General features: G+C 59.1%; 8 protein-coding genes and 4 pseudogenes. All 12 read right to left on the minus strand.

The annotated features are described in order from the left end of the window. Positions 1 to 125: 125 nt before the first annotated feature. Positions 126 to 1762, minus strand: a pseudogene (locus tag ACPDZI_RS10810) (DUF3466 family protein). Positions 1763 to 1770: 8 nt separating this feature from the next. Further along, on the minus strand, positions 1771 to 3693 hold the full coding sequence (uup, locus tag ACPDZI_RS10815; protein WP_207136319.1) for an ATP-binding cassette ATPase Uup: 1923 nt from the start codon (positions 3691 to 3693) through the stop codon (positions 1771 to 1773). Between the two features lie 74 nt (positions 3694 to 3767). Then, positions 3768 to 3998 carry a glutaredoxin family protein gene (locus tag ACPDZI_RS10820; protein ID WP_438834513.1) on the minus strand — a complete coding sequence of 77 codons (231 nt, stop codon included), beginning with the start codon at positions 3996 to 3998 and terminating at the stop codon, positions 3768 to 3770. Then, positions 3998 to 6174 (minus strand): annotated as a pseudogene (gene rlmKL, locus ACPDZI_RS10825) (bifunctional 23S rRNA (guanine(2069)-N(7))-methyltransferase RlmK/23S rRNA (guanine(2445)-N(2))-methyltransferase RlmL). Before rlmKL ends, ACPDZI_RS10820 begins: the two are co-directional and overlap by 1 nt. Positions 6175 to 6858: 684 nt before the next feature. Beyond that, positions 6859 to 7395, minus strand: coding sequence for a cell division protein ZapC (locus ACPDZI_RS10830; protein ID WP_438834514.1), 537 nt, complete (start codon positions 7393 to 7395; stop codon positions 6859 to 6861). Positions 7396 to 7482: 87 nt separating this feature from the next. Then, positions 7483 to 8493 (minus strand): quinone-dependent dihydroorotate dehydrogenase, encoded by a 1011-nt coding sequence (gene pyrD, locus ACPDZI_RS10835; RefSeq protein ID WP_282466102.1) that lies wholly within the window; start codon positions 8491 to 8493, stop codon positions 7483 to 7485. Between the two features lie 76 nt (positions 8494 to 8569). Next, positions 8570 to 13428, minus strand: a pseudogene (locus tag ACPDZI_RS10840) (NAD-glutamate dehydrogenase). Positions 13429 to 13706: 278 nt separating this feature from the next. Next, the gene (locus tag ACPDZI_RS10845) at positions 13707 to 13928 is read right to left on the minus strand and encodes a DUF2835 domain-containing protein (protein WP_005300804.1); all 222 of its coding nucleotides are present in this window, start codon (positions 13926 to 13928) and stop codon (positions 13707 to 13709) included. A 72-nt stretch (positions 13929 to 14000) separates the two neighbouring features. Beyond that, positions 14001 to 16626, minus strand: a pseudogene (gene pepN / locus ACPDZI_RS10850) (aminopeptidase N). Positions 16627 to 16760: 134 nt separating this feature from the next. Beyond that, positions 16761 to 18776, minus strand: coding sequence for a carboxy terminal-processing peptidase (gene prc / locus ACPDZI_RS10855; protein ID WP_043122896.1), 2016 nt, complete (start codon positions 18774 to 18776; stop codon positions 16761 to 16763). An 8-nt stretch (positions 18777 to 18784) separates the two neighbouring features. Then, complete coding sequence (proQ, locus tag ACPDZI_RS10860; protein ID WP_011706143.1) at positions 18785 to 19423, minus strand: RNA chaperone ProQ; 639 nt, start codon at positions 19421 to 19423, stop codon at positions 18785 to 18787. A 101-nt stretch (positions 19424 to 19524) separates the two neighbouring features. Beyond that, on the minus strand, positions 19525 to 19983 hold the full coding sequence (locus tag ACPDZI_RS10865; protein ID WP_438834515.1) for a GAF domain-containing protein: 459 nt from the start codon (positions 19981 to 19983) through the stop codon (positions 19525 to 19527). Positions 19984 to 20081: the final 98 nt, after the last annotated feature.

Below are 20081 nucleotides of genomic sequence, written 5' to 3' on the forward strand. Positions count from 1 at the left end.
AATTTTTCATCGGTCGCTTTCATCTTTACCCCAGGGGGTCGGCAGGGTCAAACAAAAAATTTCATGCTATCTGGTCATTGTGACACAAGACACTGAACCGCATTAATTTTTAGTGACACAACTTTTTAGCGCTGGAAACGGCGCAGCCAGGCGAATGGCAGGGCCAGCAGAGTCAACCAGAACAGGCTGCCACCACCGCTGCCACCATCCTGACCGGTCTGGTTGTTGACCGGTGCGTTGGCGACCACATAACCGGCGGCTCGTTGTTCTTGTAGTCGGTTACCACCGGCGCCAACTTGACGCTGACCACGGTAGCATTGGTGCGGTTGTTCAGATCGCTCTCGCTGTTGTAGCGATAAGCGGTGGCCGCGACGGTACCGTTGCTGCTGATGCCGCTGGCATAAGCGATGTGGTAGTAGTAACCGTTCTGGGCACACTGCTTGGCACCCGCATCATCCAGACCGCAGATGAGATCGTTCAGATACCAGTTATTGCCGGTCGCCGCGTTGAGCAGGAAGCCTTCCTGCATGCGGTTGGTTCCGTTGACCACGGGTTGGGTCTGATGGCGGGAATCACGCCAGCCAACCACCATGTTGTGGTTGTTGATGGCGGCTGCTTCCGAGCCGGAGCCGCTGAGTGGCTTGTCCTGCAGGGAGACCACGGCGTTGGTGGTCGGCGTGTTCAGGTTGAACACGAACATCTCGACCGGGCGGTTCTGGCCCTTGTTGATGCGATAAAGCTGGTTGCCGATGACATAGCCATTGTCGTTGACCCCCACGGCCCAGCTGTGTTGCAGCTTGGCGTCATCCTTGCCGGGCTCACCTTCGGCCAGCGGGATGATCTGGGTAGTGCCTACCTTGCTGCCATCCAGATCCAGCGTCCAGTAAGCGGCCAGGTTGCGACCATCCAGGTAGTTGGTGCCGATCTCACCGGTGGAGGAGTACCCTACCCCGTACAGATTGCCGTTGAATTTACCCACCCCAAGCGCGGAGGCGGTCTGCACCACTTCGTTGCGGGCGCGGGCATACTCGTTGGCCTGCAGCAGCTTGTTGAAGGTGCCGGTACTGTTGACCAGCCAGAAGCTGGCCTGGGTGTTGAGGCCCGGGCAGTAGCGGTAGTCGCCGTACTGACCGTCGTTGCCGGCAAAGCACCAGTTGTAGGTTTCGGAGTTGACGGCAATGTTCTTGCCGGTGGCGGCGGTACCGGTCACCAGATACTGGCCGTTGTCCAGTTTCTTGATGCTGGTCGGCACGCTCAGGCTGTGAGTGCCGGCGCCGTCTTTCAGCTCGACAGGGTTGCCCTCCTCGACCACGGCGAAGGCAGTGCGCAGCTTGCCACTCATCTTGTAGCCCGCCCGGGTACCGGGTACGTCGCCCAGGGCAGTCACCAGACCGTCGGTCTCGCCCAGCTGCACGTAACCTACGTTGTTGCGCTGGTCGACCCCGTCGAGGAAGTCACGACGCCACTGATAGGCGAAGTTGCTGTTGTCGTTCCAGAAAGAGTTGCAGACCGAGTTGGAGAGCATGCAGCCCTGCTCGAAACGGAAACGATCGACCAGGAAGTCGGCAAAACGCACGGTCGAGAAGTGCTCGGCCATGTTGTTCTTGGTATTGATCCCGATGAGCCCGTTGCCGTCGCCGCTGATCCCGCTGGCGTAACCCTTGTCGGACGCATCGACAATGGTGAAAAAGGGACTTTGTGCCGCCTGGGCATGCAGGCTGGCGCTGACCAGAATGGCCAGCATGGATAATTGCTTTTTCATCTACTTCCTTAGTCCTGATGTTTCAACGCTTCCAACTCCTCCCAACGGGAGAAGGCTTGTTCCAATGCAGCCTCTGCTGCATTCAGGGCATCCAGTTTGGCTTGAGTCTGGTCGCTCGGCAGGGAGAAGAAACCGGGGTGGTTGATCTCGGTCTGCAGGACATCCAGCTCTGCCTCCAGCTGTTCCAGTCGAGCCGGTAGATTATCCAGCTCCAGCTGCAACTTGTAAGAGAGCTTTTTGGCTTTTGTGGCAGCAGGCGCCGGCGCCACGACAGGCTCTGGCGTTTTGCTCTGCGCCTGTTTGGCAACTTGCTGCGCAGACTGCTGTGCCTGTTGTTGAGCGCGGGTGGCCATCATGTCGGCGTAGCCGCCCACATAATCGCTGATCTGCCCGTCCCCTTCAAACAACCAGCAACCGGTCACGGTATTGTCGATGAAACGACGATCGTGGCTCACCAGCAACAGGGTGCCGGGGTAGTCCGCCAGCAGCTCTTCCAGCAATTCCAGCGTTTCGACATCCAGGTCGTTGGTTGGTTCATCGAGGATCAGTAAATTACTGGGCTTCAAGAACAATTTGGCCAACAGTAAACGGTTTTTTTCGCCCCCTGACAAGGCTTTCACCGGGGTGCGTGCCCGTTTTGGTTCAAACAGGAAATCCTGCAGGTAACCGAGAATGTGGCGGGAGCGGCCGCGCACCATCACTTCCTGCTTGCCCTCCCCGACGTTGTCCACCACCGTCTTCTCGGGATCGAGCTGCTCGCGGTACTGATCGAAGTAGGCCACTTCCAGATTGGTGCCCCCCTTGACCGTGCCACGACTTGGGCTCAACTGGCCGAGCAGCAGCTTGATGAGCGTCGACTTGCCACAGCCGTTGGGGCCGACCAGCGCAATCTTGTCGCCGCGCAGCACCTGCAGATCCAGCCCCTGGAACAGGGTGCGATCACCAAAGTCCAGCCCCAGGCCTTCACTTTCAAATACCAGCTTGCCAGAGCGGCTTGCCTCATCCAGCTGCAGCTTGGCCTTGCCCTGCAGTTCACGGCGCTGGGTCCGCTCCATCCGCATCGCCTTGAGGGCCCGCACTCGCCCCTCATTGCGGGTACGGCGCGCCTTGATCCCCTGGCGTACCCACACCTCTTCCTGGGCCAGCTTGCGATCGAATTCGGCGTTTTTGAGCTCCTCGACCCGCAACCACTCCTCTTTCCCCTGCAGGTACTCGTCGTAGTTGCCGGGCCAGGATGTGATCACGCCGCGGTCCAGGTCGATGATCCTGGTCGCCAGCTTGTGGATGAATTCCCGGTCGTGGGAGATGAAAACGATGGCGCCGCGAAAATCCTTGAGGAACTCTTCCAGCCAGTTGATGGCATCGATGTCCAGGTGGTTGGTCGGCTCGTCCAGCAGCAACAGATCCGGATCGCAGGCCAGCGCGCGGGCCAGTGCCACCTTGCGCAGCCAGCCACCGGAGAGGCTGTCGAGAGTCACGTCGGGATCCAGACCCAGCAGGGTCAGCACCTGGTTGATGCGAGTCTCGAACTGCCAGCCATTCTGGTAGTCGAGCTGCTCCTGCAGCTGGCTCATCTTGCGGATGTTGGCATCGGAGGCATCGTGTGCCAGCTCCATGGAGATATGGTGATACTGCTTGAGCAGCTCCCCTACCCCGGCCAGCCCTTCGGCGGCGTAGTCAAACACGGTGAGTTCGCTCGACGCGGGGGGATCCTGCTCGAGACGGGTCACTTTCAAATCTTGTTGCAGCACCAGACGGCCGTCATCGAGCGGCAGTTCGCCGGCGATGACCTTCATCAGGGTGGACTTGCCCGCCCCGTTGCGCCCCACCAGACAGAGGCGCTCGCCCCGCTCGATGGTGAGCTCGGCCTGATCGAGCAGCGGAAAATCACTGAACGACAACGACGCGCCGTGCAATGTCAAAAGAGCCATTCTTGTTCCTTATTGCTAATGAAAAAACGGGTGGCAGACTGGATCTCCCCCCGTTTCATCGTCAAATCACCCGCTCACCCCTGCCTGGCAAGCCACGCTTGCAGCTCAGTCAGGGTGAAGGGCCAACCCAGTTCGCGCCCCGCCTCATCCCGCAATACCGGAATGCGGACCCGATAGGTTGCCAGCCACTGCTCATCATCCATGATGTCGCACTGGCGGGTGGTAGCGGCAAGGCCTGCCTCCTCCACCAGCGCCCACGCCTGTTCGCACAGGTGGCAACCGTCCGTGTGAAACAGGGTCAGCATCACGCGTCAGCCTGCTCCGGTGCATGGGTGATGATCCAGCAGTTGTGGATGTGCTGGTTGCGCTCGAAATCCTTCGGGCGCGTCTTCTGGGTGATGTTCTGGGCCTTGAGACCGATGGCCTCGAGACCGGCCAGATCCATCTTGAAGTGACGCTTGTTGTTGGAGAAGACCAGAGTGCCACCGGCCGCCAGCAGACGCTTCAGATGCTGCATCAGTAGCAGGTGATCGCGCTGTACGTCGAAGCTCTCGTCCATCCGCTTGGAGTTGGAGAAGGTGGGCGGATCGATAAAGATGAGATCGTACTGCTCATCCGCTTCCGACAACCACTTCAGACAATCGGCCTGCACAAACTTGTGCTGACGGCCCACCAGCGAGTTGAGACGCATGTTGTCCTGTGCCCAGTTCAGGTAGGTGTGGGACATGTCGACTGTGGTGGTCTCGCTGGCACCGCCGAGACCTGCGTGCACGGTGGCACTGCCGGTATAGGCAAACAGATTCAGGAAGCGCTTGCCTTTGGCCATCTGACCCAGCATGTGGCGAGTCTGACGGTGGTCGAGGAACAGACCGGTATCCAGATAGTCGTAGAGGTTGACCCACAGACGGGCGCCATACTCCTGCACTTCCATCCGGTGCTGCTCTTCGGAGAGCTTCTGATACTGCTGTTTGCCTTCCTGACGCTCACGCACCTTCAGGATCACCTTCTCGCCGTCCATTCCGGTCACCTTGATGGCGGCCTGAACCATATCGAGCAGACGCTGACGGGTCTTCTGGGCGGGAATGTCCTTGGGCGCGGCATACTCCTGCACCACCAGATAGTCCTGATAGCGGTCGATGGCGGCGTTGTATTCCGGCAGATCGGCATCGTAGAGGCGATAGCAGTCGAGGTTCTCTTTCTGTGCCCACTTCTCCAGGGTCTTCAGATTCTTGCGCAGACGGTTGGCAAAGTCCTGCGCCACCTCTTTCTGGGAAGCGACGGAGTCCTGTGCAATCTGGTAGTTGCGCAGCTGACACTCGAGGGCGCCGTTGAACAGGCGGTATTGCTTGTCGGCGCGCAGACGCAGGCAGCTCAAGAGCTCGGGGGATGCGGAAAGAATGGAGACTTTCCAGCCCTGGAAGCTACGACGCAGGGCATCACCGAGGGCCTGATGCACTTCCAGCAGTGCCGGGAACTCGCCAAGACGCTCGCCATAGGGGGGTTTGAGATCAGCATGCCGACCTGACGGGCCTCCCCTTCCACTGCCGGCATCGGCAGCGGGTTTTCCAGCGCGGTGACATCGGCCTGTTTGAAGGTGATGAGATGGGCCACACCGGCGGCTTTGGCGTTGTCGCGGGCTTTGAGCAGCACACGGCTGTCGGCATCGCAACCAAACAGCTTCACTTCACAGCGCTGCATGCCGCGCTTGGCCCGTACCTGAGCCTCCATCAGCAAGCTCTGCCACAGCTCGCTATCGTGCTGCAGCCAGCGATCGAACCCGAAACGCTCACGGCGCAGGGCCGGTGCCATGTCGGCGGCGATAAAGGCGGCTTCCACCAGCAGCGTACCTGAGCCACACATGGGGTCCATCATGGGCTCACCGGCCCAGCCGCTACGAGCAATCATGGCGGCGGCCAGGTTCTCTTTGAGCGGCGCCTCGCCGGTGCCCTGACGGTAGAAACGCTGGTGCAGCGCCGGGCCTGACAAGTCCAGCGTGATATTGGCCTTGCCTTTGCCCAGGTGCGCCATGATGCGAATATCCGGCGACTTCTTGTCCACGTCAGGACGCACATGACCGCGCTTGGTGAAGCGATCGACGATGGCATCCTTGATCTTCAGGGCACCGTACTGGGTATTGCGAATGGCCGGATTGGTACCGGTAAAATCCACGGCAATGGTGGAGGTACCGGAGAAGTGTTCTTCCCAGGGAATGGTGTGAGCACCCAGATAGAGATCCAGGTCGTCATTCATCTGGAATTCGGACAACACCAGCACGATGCGGGAGGCGAAACGGCTCCACAGACAGGCCTTGTAGCCAATGGCCAGTTCGCCTTTGAAATGCACGCCAGCCACGGTCTCACGGACCTGCTCTGCGCCCAGGTTGGTCAGCTCGACGGCCAACAGGTTTTCCAGCCCTTTTGGGCAGGTTGCAAAAAATTCTTTCATCACGCTCACGGGGAACCCATAAAAATAGTGCCGCATTATACCTTAAGCTGCGATCCGGAGCAGCAAAAGCTTGCCAGTGACGACATAAACCGAGGGTATCTGACATGCGCCGCCTCCGACCTTTTGGCCGTTCTGGCGAGGCATGAGCGCAGGAAGGATATGACGAAGAAAAAACGTACGGGCTACTCAGCACAGTTCAAACAATCACCTGGTGCACTCCGGCGCCTCTCATTGGCACGGCATTACCTTGCTGAGGCTGCAACCATATATGACATGACCATGGTCAAGAATAGGCGAGCCATTCAGCTGCCATATCTGACAGGCGTCAAACAAGACTCAATTCGTTATTATTTCCCACGACAGAGCAAGTCCTTTCTGTAAACCCCGTGTTTGGCTCTCCCGTTATCGTCCGTAAACGGGAGGGCTATTTTTTTGCCTCACCTCCCTGTTCATATCGCTATTGTCCGACTGTCACATCTATCAGGTTTCAAGAGAAACTACAGGATTTAGAATAACCCCGTGTTGTTGATACAACCGCTTATTCCTCCTGTAGTGTGTGTTTGCCGCCCTCTTATCAAATTGATCGGAGGGCATTTTTTGCACAAAAGCAGTCGCCTGAAATAATCAAGACTAATGATAGGAACAGAATGGGGACGAGTGAGTGTTCATCAGGATGAACCGAATGAGAGGATAAAGGCTTGCTATAAAATAACCCGAGATTCAACTCACTTGGCGATATTGCGCCTGTGCCACCGGCCTTGGGCTCATTCGATTGTTCATCACCTTGATAACGCCAAAACGGGGTAGTGTCTTGCTGGTGGTCAATATGAGATCGTCAGTCAGGTTCAAACAGACGCTGGCCTGTTCCCCGGCTTCGATCACCAGAAACTCCCCTTTGCCATGCGGAGTGCCCATGCACACCAGCGCACCGGTTTCGGGAGCAATGGCGGGGTGGGTTTCCCCAAAAAACCAGCTTTGTGGCATCAGGGGTTTGTAAAAGCGGCTGACAGCGATGGCATTGAGTACCAGCTGAACCTGATGCGGTACGCTCCACTCCAGTTCAGCAACCCTCTCCATCAGCTGATAATAGAGCGCTGCATCATCCACGCAAAAAGGCTGGGTGGTGAAGGAACAGGGGACAAGTTGTCGCCCTTTATATTCGGTGGCAAAGATCATGCGATCGGATAAATCCAGCATCAGACGATCATCATGAGCATCATAATGCCACTGCCAATTGTCATTGGGTTGGATACACATGCAGGTGCCCTTACTGAAAGTCGTTACTCGACTTTATTCCATGCCGAGAATTTCAGCAACTTTAAATAAAGGGCACCGATTTATTTCTTATATATGGGTCACAATCTCTTTGACCAGATCCGGGCCCTTATAAATAAAGCCGCTGTAAATCTGGACCAGACTGGCACCTGCCGCCAGCTTCTCGCGGGCCGCCATGGCACTGTCGATGCCACCTACGCCAATAATGGGCAGCGCACCATCCAGTGCCTTGGCCAGCTGGCGAATCACCTCGGTGCTCTTGTGCTGCAGCGGACGACCGCTGAGCCCACCCGCTTCAGCGGCATGGGGCATGTCATAAATCATGTCGCGCTCAAGGGTGGTATTGGTGGCAATCACCCCATCAATGCCATTTTTTATCAAGGATACGGCCACCTGATTAATTTCATCCGGGGTCAAATCCGGCGCAATTTTAACGGCCAGTGGCACGTACTTCTTATATTGCGCGGCCAGCTCTTGCTGACGGACCTTGAGGGCAGCCAACAGTTCATCCAGCGCATCGCCATATTGCAGTGAACGCAACCCCGGCGTATTGGGAGAAGAGATATTGACGGCAATATAACCGGCGTGGTCATACACCTTGTCCATGCAGATCAGGTAATCATCCTTGCCCTGCTCGATGGGGGTGTCCTTGTTCTTGCCGATATTGATGCCGATCACCCCCTGATATTTGGCCTTCTTGACCTGGGCAACCAGATGGTCGACCCCTTTGTTGTTGAAGCCCATCCGGTTGATGATCCCCTCTGCCGGAATCACCCGGAACAGACGCGGCTTGTCATTGCCGCTCTGGGCTCTGGGGGTGACGGTACCGACCTCGATAAAGCCGAATCCCATGGCCCCGAAGGCATCGATACACTCGCCATCCTTGTCCAGACCGGCCGCCAGACCCACCGGATTGGCAAAAGAAAGCCCCATGACAGTGACGGGGCGTTTGGGCAAGGAGTGGCGGAAGAAACAATCAAGCGGCGTACCGAGAAGGCGGGGCAAATATTTGATGGAGAGATCGTGCGCCTGTTCCGGGTTGAGCTTGAACAGGAAATGCCTGGCGAGAGGGTACAGCATGTTTGCTCCTTAAAAAAAGCCCCGGCAACTGGCCGGGGCTTTGGGTGTGATACCGCTGTTATGCCTTAACTGGCAATTACAGTGCTCGGCAATTCAACTGGAGCAGGTTCAACTCCCGCAAGGCCACCGAGAACTTGGCGAACTCGTGGGTACTGGTGGTCTTGAAGTCGGCCAACATGTGGGTCCAACGGGACAAGAGTTGCTCATGCTCCGAAATCCAGTCGGCCAGTATGGTAGCGCATTCTCCCTGATCTTTGCACCCTTCCAGCACCACGGAAGTGAGGCTGCGCTGCTGCCAGTCCAGATCTTCGCGGAAGGAGGCCCGCGCCATCGCCTGCCAGTGGTTGCCCACCGGTTGATGGTTGATCTGGTCGAGGAACCAGTGCAGATCCAGCTTGGCGCCGAGACGGTAGTAGACGTTGGCGGCACGCAGGATGTCGGTCTTGTGCTCCGCGGCGATCTGCGCCAGATCCAGGCTGGAGAAGAGGCTGCTCATGTGGGCTACCTGACGGGCGATGGCTTGTGGCACTTGCTTGGCCACCAGAGCCGCGACCGCTTGCTGGTGCTCGGCCACTTCGCTCTCGTCCATCACCTCGTAGAGGTGCTGACCCAGCGTCTCGAAGGCCGGGCGGAAGAAGGCGATGTTCTCGCTGATGCTCCAGCTGCGATTGCGGGCGCGCAGGAACCAGCGGGTGGCGCGGCGCACGATGCGGCGGCTGTAGAACATCAGTTCGAGCTGGGTCTCTGCCCCTACCAGGTTGTCGCACCCTTCGATGTCGCGCCACAGCTGGTTGAGGCCAAATACCTCGCGGGCCATGGCGAAGCAGCAGGCAACTTCCGCCACCGAGGCACCGGTCTCGTCCTTCATCCGGCTGGCGAAGTTGAGCCCCATGTCATTGACCAGCATGTTGGCCACCCGGGTCGCGATGATTTCGCCGCGCAGCGGATGCTGGGCCAGTGCCGCCCCGAACTGCTGCTGCAGCTTGGCCGGGAAGCTGGTCACCAGCATGTTGGCGAGGAAGGGCTCGTCGGTCACTTCCGGGCAGTTGAGCTGCTCTTTCAGTACCATCTTGCCGTAGGCCACCAGCACCGCCAGTTCGGGTCGGGTCAGCCCCTGCCCTGCCGCCATCCGCTCGGAGAGCTCCTCGTCGGAGGGCAGGAACTCCAGGGCGCGGTCCAGCTTGCCTTCCCGCTCCAGCCCCTGGATGAAACGCTGCTGCTCCTTGAGCTGCTCGGCACCGCGGAAACTGGTCACCGAGATGGACTGGGACTGACGGTAGGCGTTGGTGATGACAATCTGCGCCACGTCGTCAGTCATCTCATAGAGCATCTGGTTGCGCTGCTTGAGGGTCAGGTCACCGGCTGCCACCAATTGGTTGAGCAGGATCTTGATATTCACCTCGTTGTCAGAGCAATCCACCCCGCCCACGTTGTCGGTGAAGTCGGTGTTGATGCGTCCACCCTGGCTGGCGTACTCCACCCGGCCCAGCTGGGTAAAGCCGAGGTTGCCGCCCTCACCCACGATGCGGGCCCGCAGATCGCGGCCATTGACCCGCAGCACGTCGTTGCTGCGATCGCCCACTTCAGCGTCGCTCTCGCGGGAACTCTTCACATAGGTGCCGATGCCGCCGTTCCACAGCAGATCAACGTTCAGGCAGAGCAGCGCCTTGATCAGCTCGTTCGGCGCCATGCTGGCCTTGTCGGTACCGAGCAGGGTCTGGATCTCGAGGCTCAGCTTGATGGACTTGGCCGAGCGCAGGAAGATGCCGCCCCCTTGTGATATTAGCTCACGGTTGTAGTCATCCCAGCTGGAGCCGGGCAGCTCGAACAGGCGCTTGCGCTCGACGAAGCTCTTGGCCGCATTGGGGGTCGGATCGATGAAGATGTGCATGTGGTTGAAGGCGCCCACCAGCTGGGTGTGTTCGGAGAGCAGCATGCCGTTGCCGAACACGTCCCCCGCCATGTCGCCGATGCCGACGCAGGTGAAGTCGGTGGTCTGGCAGTTTACGCCGATCTCGCGAAAATGCCGCTTGACCGATTCCCAGGCGCCACGGGCGGTGATGCCCATCTTCTTGTGGTCATAGCCGACCGAGCCGCCGGAGGCGAACGCATCGCCCAGCCAGTGGCCGTATTCCAGGCTTATCTCGTTGGCGATGTCGGAGAAGGTCGCGGTGCCCTTGTCGGCAGCCACTACCAGGTAGTAATCATCCTCGTCGTGACGCACCACGAATTTCGGCGGGATCACCTCGCCGCCGATGATGTTGTCGGTCACATCGAGCAGGCCGCGGATAAACAGGCGATAGCAGGCCTTGCCCTCTTCCTGGATCACGGCACGGGGGCCCCCGCCGGCATCTGTTTGCAGTAGAAGCCGCCCTTGGCACCGACCGGCACGATGACGGTGTTCTTCACCTGCTGGGCCTTTACCAGACCCAGCACTTCGGTACGGAAGTCCTCCTTGCGATCGGACCAGCGCAGACCGCCACGGGCCACCTTGCCCCAGCGCAGGTGCACCCCTTCCACCCGCGGCGAGTAGACGAAGATCTCGAACTTGGGCAGCGGCAGCGGCATGTCGGTAATGCTGGAGGGGGCCAGCTTGAAGGAGATGTAGGGCTTGATGTGGCCTGCCTTGTCCAGCTGGTAGTAGTTGGTACGCAGGGTGGCGTCGATCATCTCCACATAGCGGCGGATGATGCGATCGTCATCCAGGTTGGCTACCTGATCCAGCTTGGCGGCGAGCTGCTCGTGCAGCTTGGCGGATGCCTTGGCATCTTGCGATGGCACCTTGGCGTCCTGCTTGCCGGCCGGATCCAGGCGCTGTTCGAACAGGGTGAACAACAGTTGGGCGATATCCGGGTAGCGGGTCAGGGTCTCTTCGATATAGGACTGGCTGAAGGAGACGCCGGTCTGACGCATGTATTTGGCATAGGCGCGCAACACCGAGACCTGACGACCGGTGAGGCCGGCCCCCAGCACCAGGCGGTTGAAGCCATCATCTTCCAGCTGCTTGTTCCAGATGGCCGCGAAGGCCTGCTGGAAGCGCTGCTGGCTCTGTTCCAGATCGAACGGCTGCTCGCCATGCAGCAGCATGGAGAAGTCGAGGATCCAGAAGATGTCGCCCGCCGGGGTGCGCACCTGATACGGGGTTTCGCCGATGACGCGCAGCCCCATGTTTTCCAGCATAGGCAGCACATCGGAGAGGTGAATGGGTTCGGTGCGGTGGAACAGTTTGAGGCGGACCCGGCGATCGTTCTCCTCCTCCTGGGCGCGGTAGAACAGCATGCCGAGCGGATTGGCTTCGCTCAGGTTGTCCAGCTCCATGATGTCGGCCACGGCGGAACCCGGCAGCACATCTTCCTTGTAGGCACGGGGGAAGGCGGTGCTGAAACGGCGGCGCAGTTCGTTGCCGCGGGCTTCACCGTAGTGAGAGAGCAGCACGGAGTCGAGGCGATCGTCCCAGCTGCGGGCCGCTTCAATCAGGTTGTTCTGTACTTCGTTCACATCCACATCCACGTTGTTGTTGTTGACCCGCACTATGTAGTGGGTCCGTGCCAGCACGCCCTCGGTGAAGTAGACGTTGAACTCCACCTCTTCGCTGCTGCCAAAATACTTCTGCAGGATCTGCTGGGTCTTGACCCGCAGCGCCGTGTTGTAGCGCTCCTTGGTGACATAGACCATGCAGGAGAAGAAACGGCCATACACGTCGCGGCGCACGAACAGGCGCAGCATGTCGCGCTCCTGCATCTCCAGCACGCCAAGACCGGTGGCCAGCAGCTCCTCTTCACGGGCCTGGATCAGCTCGTCGCGCGGGTAGGTTTCCAGTACGTTCAGCAGCGCCTTGTAAGCGTGGGAGCCCTTCTCGTGACCGGAGGCGGCCATGATGTGCTCGAGACGGTGACTGATGAGCGGGATCTGGGTTGCGCTGGTGTTGTAGATGGAGGAGGCATACAGGCCGATGAAGCGATCCTCTCCCACCACCTTGCCGTGCTCGTCGAAGCGCTTGATGCCGATGTAATCCACATACGCCGGGCGATGCACCCGCGACTTGCTGTTGGACTTGGTGAGGATCAGCAGGTCAGAACTCAGCGCCGCGTGACGGGCACTGGCCGGCATGTTGCCAAGACGCTGCCCCACTTCCTTGATGGAGTTCTTCATCAGGCCCAGGCTGGAGTCGGCCTGGGGCAGGATCTCGTGATCCCCCTCCACCGCCTTGACGTCATAGCGGCGATAGCCCATCAGTGTGAAGTTATGGGCGGCTACCCACTTGAGGAAGGCAACGCAGGAGTCCACTTCGGCCTGACTGACCGGGTTCTTGCGCTTGGGCAGCTCGTCGATGATCTCGTTCAGGCGCGCCAGCATCGGCTGCCAGTCACCGACCGCCAGCGCCACTTCACCGGCCACCGAATTGAGCTCAGCGGTCAGCCCTTCCATCTGCTCCTCGCTGGTGAGGTGATCGATTTCGATGAGGAAGGCGGTCTCGACCGAGGTCTGTTCGGCACTGTTGTCGAGATCCAGAATGGCGCTGATCTTGCCCTCATTGCCGCGAATGAGGTGCAGCGGCTGGTGCAGCATCATGTGCGCCGTGATGCCCCGGCGCTTGAGCGCCATGCGGATGGAGTCCACCAGGAAGGGGGAGTCCTGCAGGATGATCTCGACGATGGTATGGGGAGACTGCCAGCCATGGCGGGTCAGCTCGGGATTGTAGACCCGGATATAGGGGGAGGTCGAGGTGCGCTGATTGAGCGCATTCCACAGGCTGAGCGCGGCGCCATAGAGATCGCTGTCATTGCGATCGTGCAGATCGGTGCTCGCCATGTTGCCGTAGAACTTGGCGACGAAGCACTCGACCAGGGAGGCACTCTTCTTGGGCAACTTCTGATGGATCAGGCTGAGAACGTTTTCGAGCAGAACTGAGGTAGGGGCGTCTTTCAATGCCATTTCTATATTCCTTATCGGACGACATTAACCACCGACACAGAGACATCCACCCTGGATGCCCACCGGTACAGAGTTGCTGCGAAGTGTAATGTCTTGGATCAAGGAAGGCGAGCAAAGGTGATAATGAGTTGTTAAAAACAAGGTTCAGATCACGCCTTAAGCTGTGAAAAATTTTGCCGTTCTGGCAAAAAACAGAAAATCCCACTGGATGGTTACGGATTTACCGGATAGATAGTGACAGAAAGCAGTGAATTACGCGGAAATATGTTCAAGTTTTGTTAATTTATGCGTTCAAGGCTGATAAAGCGATAATCGTCCTGGGTTTTGAGGCGAAAATAGCCATGTACCCCGCTGATGGCGACAAAAGGCCGGATTTTCTCAATGCCCAGCTCCAGGGTCAGCCCCTGCTCGCTGCGTACCACCAGCCGTTTGGCATGGCCCTGATACATCAGCATAACCTCGTCGTGGCTCAGGGACAGGCGAAAGGTAAACTGCTTCACGATGACTCCTCTGGTCTGATAAACGGCCCGGGTGTTGAAAGGGCGGGAGATGGCTCCCCCACCCCGTCGGGTTTACTGCTGCAGTGCCTTGCTCACCTTCTCGAACAGATCCCGTGCCAGCCCCTCAAGGTTGGCCAGACGGGTCAGCTCGGCGCGGATCAGCGCCTTGCGCCCCTCATCGAGCCGCTTGAACTGAATGAGCGGGGTGATGAGGCGGGAGGCTACCTGCGGATTGACCTCGTTGAGCTCGATCAAGAGATCGGTCAGGAAGCGGTAGCCGCGACCATCGCGCGCATGGAACTGCACCTGGTTGTTCATGGCAAAACTGGCCACCAGCGCCCGCAACCGGTTCGGGTTGCGGATGCTGAAAGTGGGATGCGCCATCGCCAGCTTCACCTCCTCCAGCACGTCTTCCGCCGGCTTGGAGCCCACCAGTCGCAACCAGTTGTCCAACACCAGACCATCCTTGGCCCACTTGCCTTCGAAGTCGGCCAGCAGCTCGGAGCGGCACGGCAGCAGATGGCTGTTGGCCACCTGCAGCGCCGCCAGGGTGTCGGTCATGTTGTCGGCGGTGGCATATTGCTGGCGTACCAGCAGATCGGCACTGCCGGCGTCGAGCGCCGCCAGATAGCCCAGCACGACCCCCTTGAGCGCTCGCTTGGCCATGTCGGCATGCACCACCTGATAAGCCGGCAGGCGCAGCGCCTCGTAACTGCTCGTCAGACGGGCACCGAAGGCGTGGGCCAGCGAGGTGTGGATCTCGTTGCGAACCTGATGGATGGCATCGATGTCGGCCACCTCGAACAGCTCGGCCAGGGTCGCCTCACCCGGCAGCGCCAGGATCTCCGCCTTGAGGGCCGGATCCAGCTCGCCGTCGTCCAGAATGGCGACAAAGGCCGCCAGCAGAGTCTGGGAGAGCTCAACCCCCTGCCCATGCTGCACCCGGGCCACGCCGTCGATGACCGCCTTGTTGATCAGCATCTGCGCCGCATCCCAGCGAGCAAACTCGTTGCGGGCATGGCGCATCAGGAAGGCCAGCGCCTCGTCGCTGTAGTCAAAATGCAGCTTGACCGGGGCCGAGAAGTCCCGCAGCAGGGAGGGCACCGGCTTGACCGCCACCCGATCGAACACGAAGGTCTGCTGTGCTTCCAGCACATCGAGTACATTGCCGATGGCTTTGCCCTGATACTGCAGCGGGATGACGGCCCCTTGCTCATCATAGAGTTCGATGTCGAGCGGAATATGCAGCGGCAGTTTTTGCGGCTGATCCAGGGTCGGCAGGGTGTGCTGGCTCACGTGTAGACGATAGACGCCGCTTGCGGGATCGTACTCGTCGGTCACGGTGAGCTCGGGAGTGCCGGACTGGCTGTACCAGCGGCGGAAGCGGCCGAGATCCACCCCGGAAGCATCTTCCATCGCCTGCACGAAGTCATCACAGGTGACCGCCTGGCCGTCAAAGCGCTCGAAATAGAGGCGCATGCCAGCCTGGAAGGCAGCCTCACCCAGCAGGGTGTGCAGCATGCGGATCACTTCCGAGCCCTTCTCGTAGACGGTCAGGGTGTAGAAGTTGTTCATCTCGATCACCACATCCGGGCGGATCGGGTGTGCCATGGGGCCGGCATCTTCGGCAAACTGCGGGCCGCGCACGGTGCGCACGTTGTTGATGCGATTGACCCCGCGTGAGCCCAGATCGGAGGAGAACTCCTGATCCCGAAACACCGTCAACCCCTCTTTCAGGCTGAGCTGGAACCAGTCGCGACAGGTGACGCGGTTGCCGGTCCAGTTGTGGAAGTATTCGTGGCCGATCACCCGCTCGATACCGTGGTAGTCGCTGTCGGTGGCGGTAGCCGGATTGGCCAGCACGAACTTGGAGTTGAAGATGTTGAGCCCCTTGTTCTCCATGGCGCCCATGTTGAAGAAGTCCACCGCCACGATCATATAGATGTCGAGGTCGTACTCGAGGCCAAAGCGCTGCTCGTCCCAGCGCATGGAGTTGATGAGGCTCTCCATGGCAAAACCGGCGCGATCCAGGTTGCCCTTGTCGACGAAGATCTCGAGGGCCACCTTGCGGCCGCTCTTGGTGACGTAATGGCTGCGTTCCACATCGAAGTCCCCGGCCACCAGGGCAAACAGGTAACTCGGTTTGGGGAAGGGATCCTGCCACTGCACGAAGTGGCGGCCGTCACCCAGATCGCCGCTGTCGACCTTGTTGCCGTTGGAGAGCAGGAAAGGGAACTGGGATTTGTCGGCGGTGATGCGGGTGCTGTAACGGGCCAGGATGTCGGGCCGGTCCAGGTAATAGGTGATGCGGCGAAAGCCCTCCGCCTCGCACTGGGTGCAGTAGGCGTCGCCGGACTTGTAGAGCCCTTCCAGCGCGGTGTTGGCGGCCGGATCCAGCAGGGTCACGATGGTCAGCACGCACTCGGCGCGGCAGGTTGAACAGGGTCAGGCTGCTCTCACCCTGCTCGTACTGGGTGAAGGGCACTCCGTCCACGCTGACGCTGTGCAGGGAGAGCCCCTCCCCATCCAGCACCAGCGGTTCATTGTGCTCGCCATTGCGCCGCAGACGGGAGATGGCGGTCACCTGGGTCAGCGGCTCCTGCAGTTGAAAGTCGAGATCGATGCTGTCGATCCAGTAGAGCGGAGCCCGGTAATCCTGGCGATATTTGGCCGTCATGGCCTGGGAGTGATCGGTCATTATTGTTTGCTTCCACGCTTGTAATTGACGTGTCAGAGGCTGTCACAACCGGTTGGCAGGGTCAAATAGTTTGCATTCAGGTAAAAGAAAGGGCGACCTCAGTCGCCCTTGTTGATTAATTGACTCACCAATGATCAGCTGCGTTTGCTGAGCTTGGCCAGGTCCGCCGTGATGTTGGCAGCCTCGACCAGATACTCGTCGGGGGCCTCGAAATCGGCAGGCAGTTCATCCAGACTCTTCACCGCCGGCTTGCCGAGACGGGCAAGACGCTCGTTGGTGCGTTTGAGAGCCTTCTCGTCCTGCTTGGCCTGATCCGCCAGACGCTCCGCCTCGTTGAGGGAGACCGACTTCTTGTCTTTCTCCTCCTTGTAGTCGGCAATGTCCTGCATCACGTAGGCAAACTCCGGATCCTTGCTGATCCGCGCCTCGTGGGCAGACTGCAGCTTGGGCAGCAGGCTGGCGAAGTTGCCGAGCTTGTCATACTTGGCCGATGCAATCTTGTCCCACGGCAAGGCATTGAACTCGCGGCTCTCGCCCGTCTCTTCCGGTGCAACCGCAGTCGGGAAGCTGATATCCGGGGCGACACCCTTGTTCTGGGTGCTGCCACCGTTGATCCGGTAGAACTTGGCGATGGTGTACTGCACGTGACCGAGCGGCTGCTCGTAGAAGTCGTACACCTTGGCGAGGCTGCGATGCTGCTGCACCGTGCCCTTGCCGAACGAGTTCTCGCCGAGGATCAGGGCGCGGCCGTAATCCTGCATGGCGGCGGCAAAGATCTCGGAGGCCGAGGCGCTGTATCGGTCGATCATCACCGACATGGGGCCGCCGTAGTAGACGTTGCCATCATCATCACCGTTGACGGTGATGCGGCCCATGTGATCCCGGATCTGCACCACGGGACCGCTGGCGAAGAACAGGCCGCTCAGGGCAGAGGCTTCGGTCAGCGCACCGCCGCCGTTGCCACGCAGATCGACGATGAGGCCATCGATCTTCTGCTTGTTGAGGCTGGAGAGCTCCTTGATCACGTCGTCGTGCAGGTTGACGTAGAAACTCGGGATCTCGAGCACCCCGATCTTCTTGCCTTCGGCGGTGATCACCTTGGACTTGGCGGCTCGGTCTTCCAGACGCACCTTGTCGCGCACCAGCTCGATCTGCTCGGTCTTGGCGGCGGCGCCCTTGCCACGCTGGATCTCCAGCTTCACCTTGCTGCCTTTTGGTCCCTTGATGAGTTCGACCACGTCATCGAGACGCCAGCCGATCACATCGACAATCTTGCCGTCGTCCTGCCCTACCCCGACGATCTTGTCATCAGGCTTGAGGTGGTTGGACTTGGCAGCCGGGCCACCGGGCACCAGGGAGCGAATAACGGTGAAGTCATCCTCGGCCTGCAGCACGGCACCAATCCCTTCCAGCGAGAGGTTCATCTCGGTGTTGAAACGATCGGCGCTGCGCGGAGACAGATAGCTGGTGTGCGGTTCGATGGCGCGAGCGAAAGAGTTCATGAAGAGCTGGAACACGTCCTCGCTCTCGGTCTGGGACATCCGCTTGATGGCGTTGTTGTAACGCTTGCCAAGCAGTTCCTTGATCTCAGGCCACTCCTTGCCGCTGAGCTTGAGGCTCAAAGCATCGAACTTGACCCGCTGGCGCCACAACTCATTGAGTTCGGCTTCGTCTTTCGGCCAGGCCGCCCCTTCCCGATCAAAGATGTAGTTGTCGGGCTGGGTAAAATCGAAAGGAGTATCGAGCAGTTTGAGGGCGTATTCGAACCGCTCATAACGCCGCTGCTGACTCAGATTGAACATCTCGTAAGCCGGTGCCAGCCGCCCTCTCTCGAGGTCGGTGTCAAAACCGGTACGGTACTTTTCAAAGCGGCTGATATCAGAGGCCAGAAACAGGTTGCGGCTGTAGTCCAGATTCTCCAGATACTTGTCAAAGATCACGGAGGAAAAGGCATCGTCCAGCTTGAACTGCTTGTAATGCGAGCGGGTAAACAGATTGGCAATTCGCTTGCTAGCCGTAGCATGTTGGCTCTCCTGAGCCAACACAGGCAAATCACTTTCCTTGAGCACCGGCTCGATGGCCTGTGCAAGCCCGGCAAGCGCCAGGCTACAGGCAACGAGGGAAAAACGAATTACGCCATGCTTCAACATTTGTCTCCTTAGAGAACCAGGTGCTCGAATTTGACCCGCAGCATCATGCCGGTCTGCAATTGAACCTGAACGTCATCCTTGGTCACTTCCTTGATGGTGGCAGGCACCGGAGACTTGCCCAGCACAACCCGGACGCCCTGATCCACTTTCAGGGTAGCGGCATCCACTTTGACCAGCGGTGCTTCGACAGCGACGGGAGCAGCCTTGGGAGCGGCTTTCGGCTTGTCGGATTTGGCGGCAGCATCGGCCTTGCGCGGGGCAGGACGACGTGGCTGCTTGGCCTTCTCTTCCTTGGTGTTGGTACGACGGCTGGCAAAGACGCGCTCTTTGCTCTCTTTGAGGGCTTGCTTGGCGTGCTCGATGTGCTCTTCAGTGAGCAGCTCACCCGGATTGCCGTCCAGATCGACACGGGCCTGGCCGGCCTTGAGGCCATGCAGGTAACGCCAGCTGGAGGTGTATTGACGCAGAGCAGAACGCAGCATGGTCTTGGAGACTCTGGCGTCGTCAGCAAGACGCTCGGCCAAATCCTGGAAGATGCCAATCTTGAGCGGCTTGGCCTCTCCTTCAGCAATGAAGCAGGCCGGGAATTTCTCGACCAGGTAGGCAACGATCTCTTTACTGTTCTTCAGCTTCTCAGTGTTTTCCATGTATAACCTTGGCTTTCATATAAACGCGCGGGCACACCCGAGCACAACAAAGGCCCCATTATAGAGAGCTTGGGGCCTTTTGCGAACCATCAAGCAATGACTTAGAGCATGCTTTCCAAAATTTGCACCGTTTCTTCCAGTCCAATCCGGTCTTGCGCATCAAAGCGGTTAAAGATTGGACTATCGATATCCAGTACGCCAATGATCTCGCCACCACGCCGCAGCGGGATCACGATTTCGGCATTGCTGGCACCGTCGCAGGCGATGTGGCCTTCAAACTGGTGCACGTCGTCGATGAGCTGGGTCTTGCCCTCGGCCACCGCCGTACCACACACCCCGCGCCCGACCGGAATGCGCACGCAGGCCGGCTTGCCCTGAAACGGGCCGAGCACCAGGGTCTCGCCCTGCAACAGGTAAAAGCCGACCCAGTTGATGTCGGCCAGCTCCTGGTTGAGCAGTGCAGACAGGTTGGCCAGGTTGGCGATGAGATCAGGCTCCCCTTCCAGCAATGCCTGGGCCTGCTGGTTGAAGGTGCGATAAAATGCTTGTTTTTCAATCATGATTAAATGAACTTCACTCCCTGACAATCAGTGCAAGGTAACGCCCTGCCTGAAAAATTCAAATCAATTTTCACCTCCCCCCCATCCTTTCTTCAATC

This window comes from Aeromonas oralensis (assembly GCF_049665575.1).
In the GTDB taxonomy this organism is placed as follows: domain Bacteria; phylum Pseudomonadota; class Gammaproteobacteria; order Enterobacterales; family Aeromonadaceae; genus Aeromonas; species Aeromonas hydrophila.

Coding starts and splice junctions, on each gene's coding strand:
- prc (WP_043122896.1), bottom strand. CDS start 18,776: ATGTTGAAGCATGGCGTAATTCGTTTTTCCCTCGTTGCCTGTAGCCTG.
- ACPDZI_RS10830 (WP_438834514.1), bottom strand. CDS start 7,395: ATGTGTATCCAACCCAATGACAATTGGCAGTGGCATTATGATGCTCAT.
- pyrD (WP_282466102.1), bottom strand. CDS start 8,493: ATGCTGTACCCTCTCGCCAGGCATTTCCTGTTCAAGCTCAACCCGGAA.
- ACPDZI_RS10820 (WP_438834513.1), bottom strand. CDS start 3,998: ATGCTGACCCTGTTTCACACGGACGGTTGCCACCTGTGCGAACAGGCG.
- ACPDZI_RS10865 (WP_438834515.1), bottom strand. CDS start 19,983: ATGATTGAAAAACAAGCATTTTATCGCACCTTCAACCAGCAGGCCCAG.
- uup (WP_207136319.1), bottom strand. CDS start 3,693: ATGGCTCTTTTGACATTGCACGGCGCGTCGTTGTCGTTCAGTGATTTT.
- proQ (WP_011706143.1), bottom strand. CDS start 19,423: ATGGAAAACACTGAGAAGCTGAAGAACAGTAAAGAGATCGTTGCCTAC.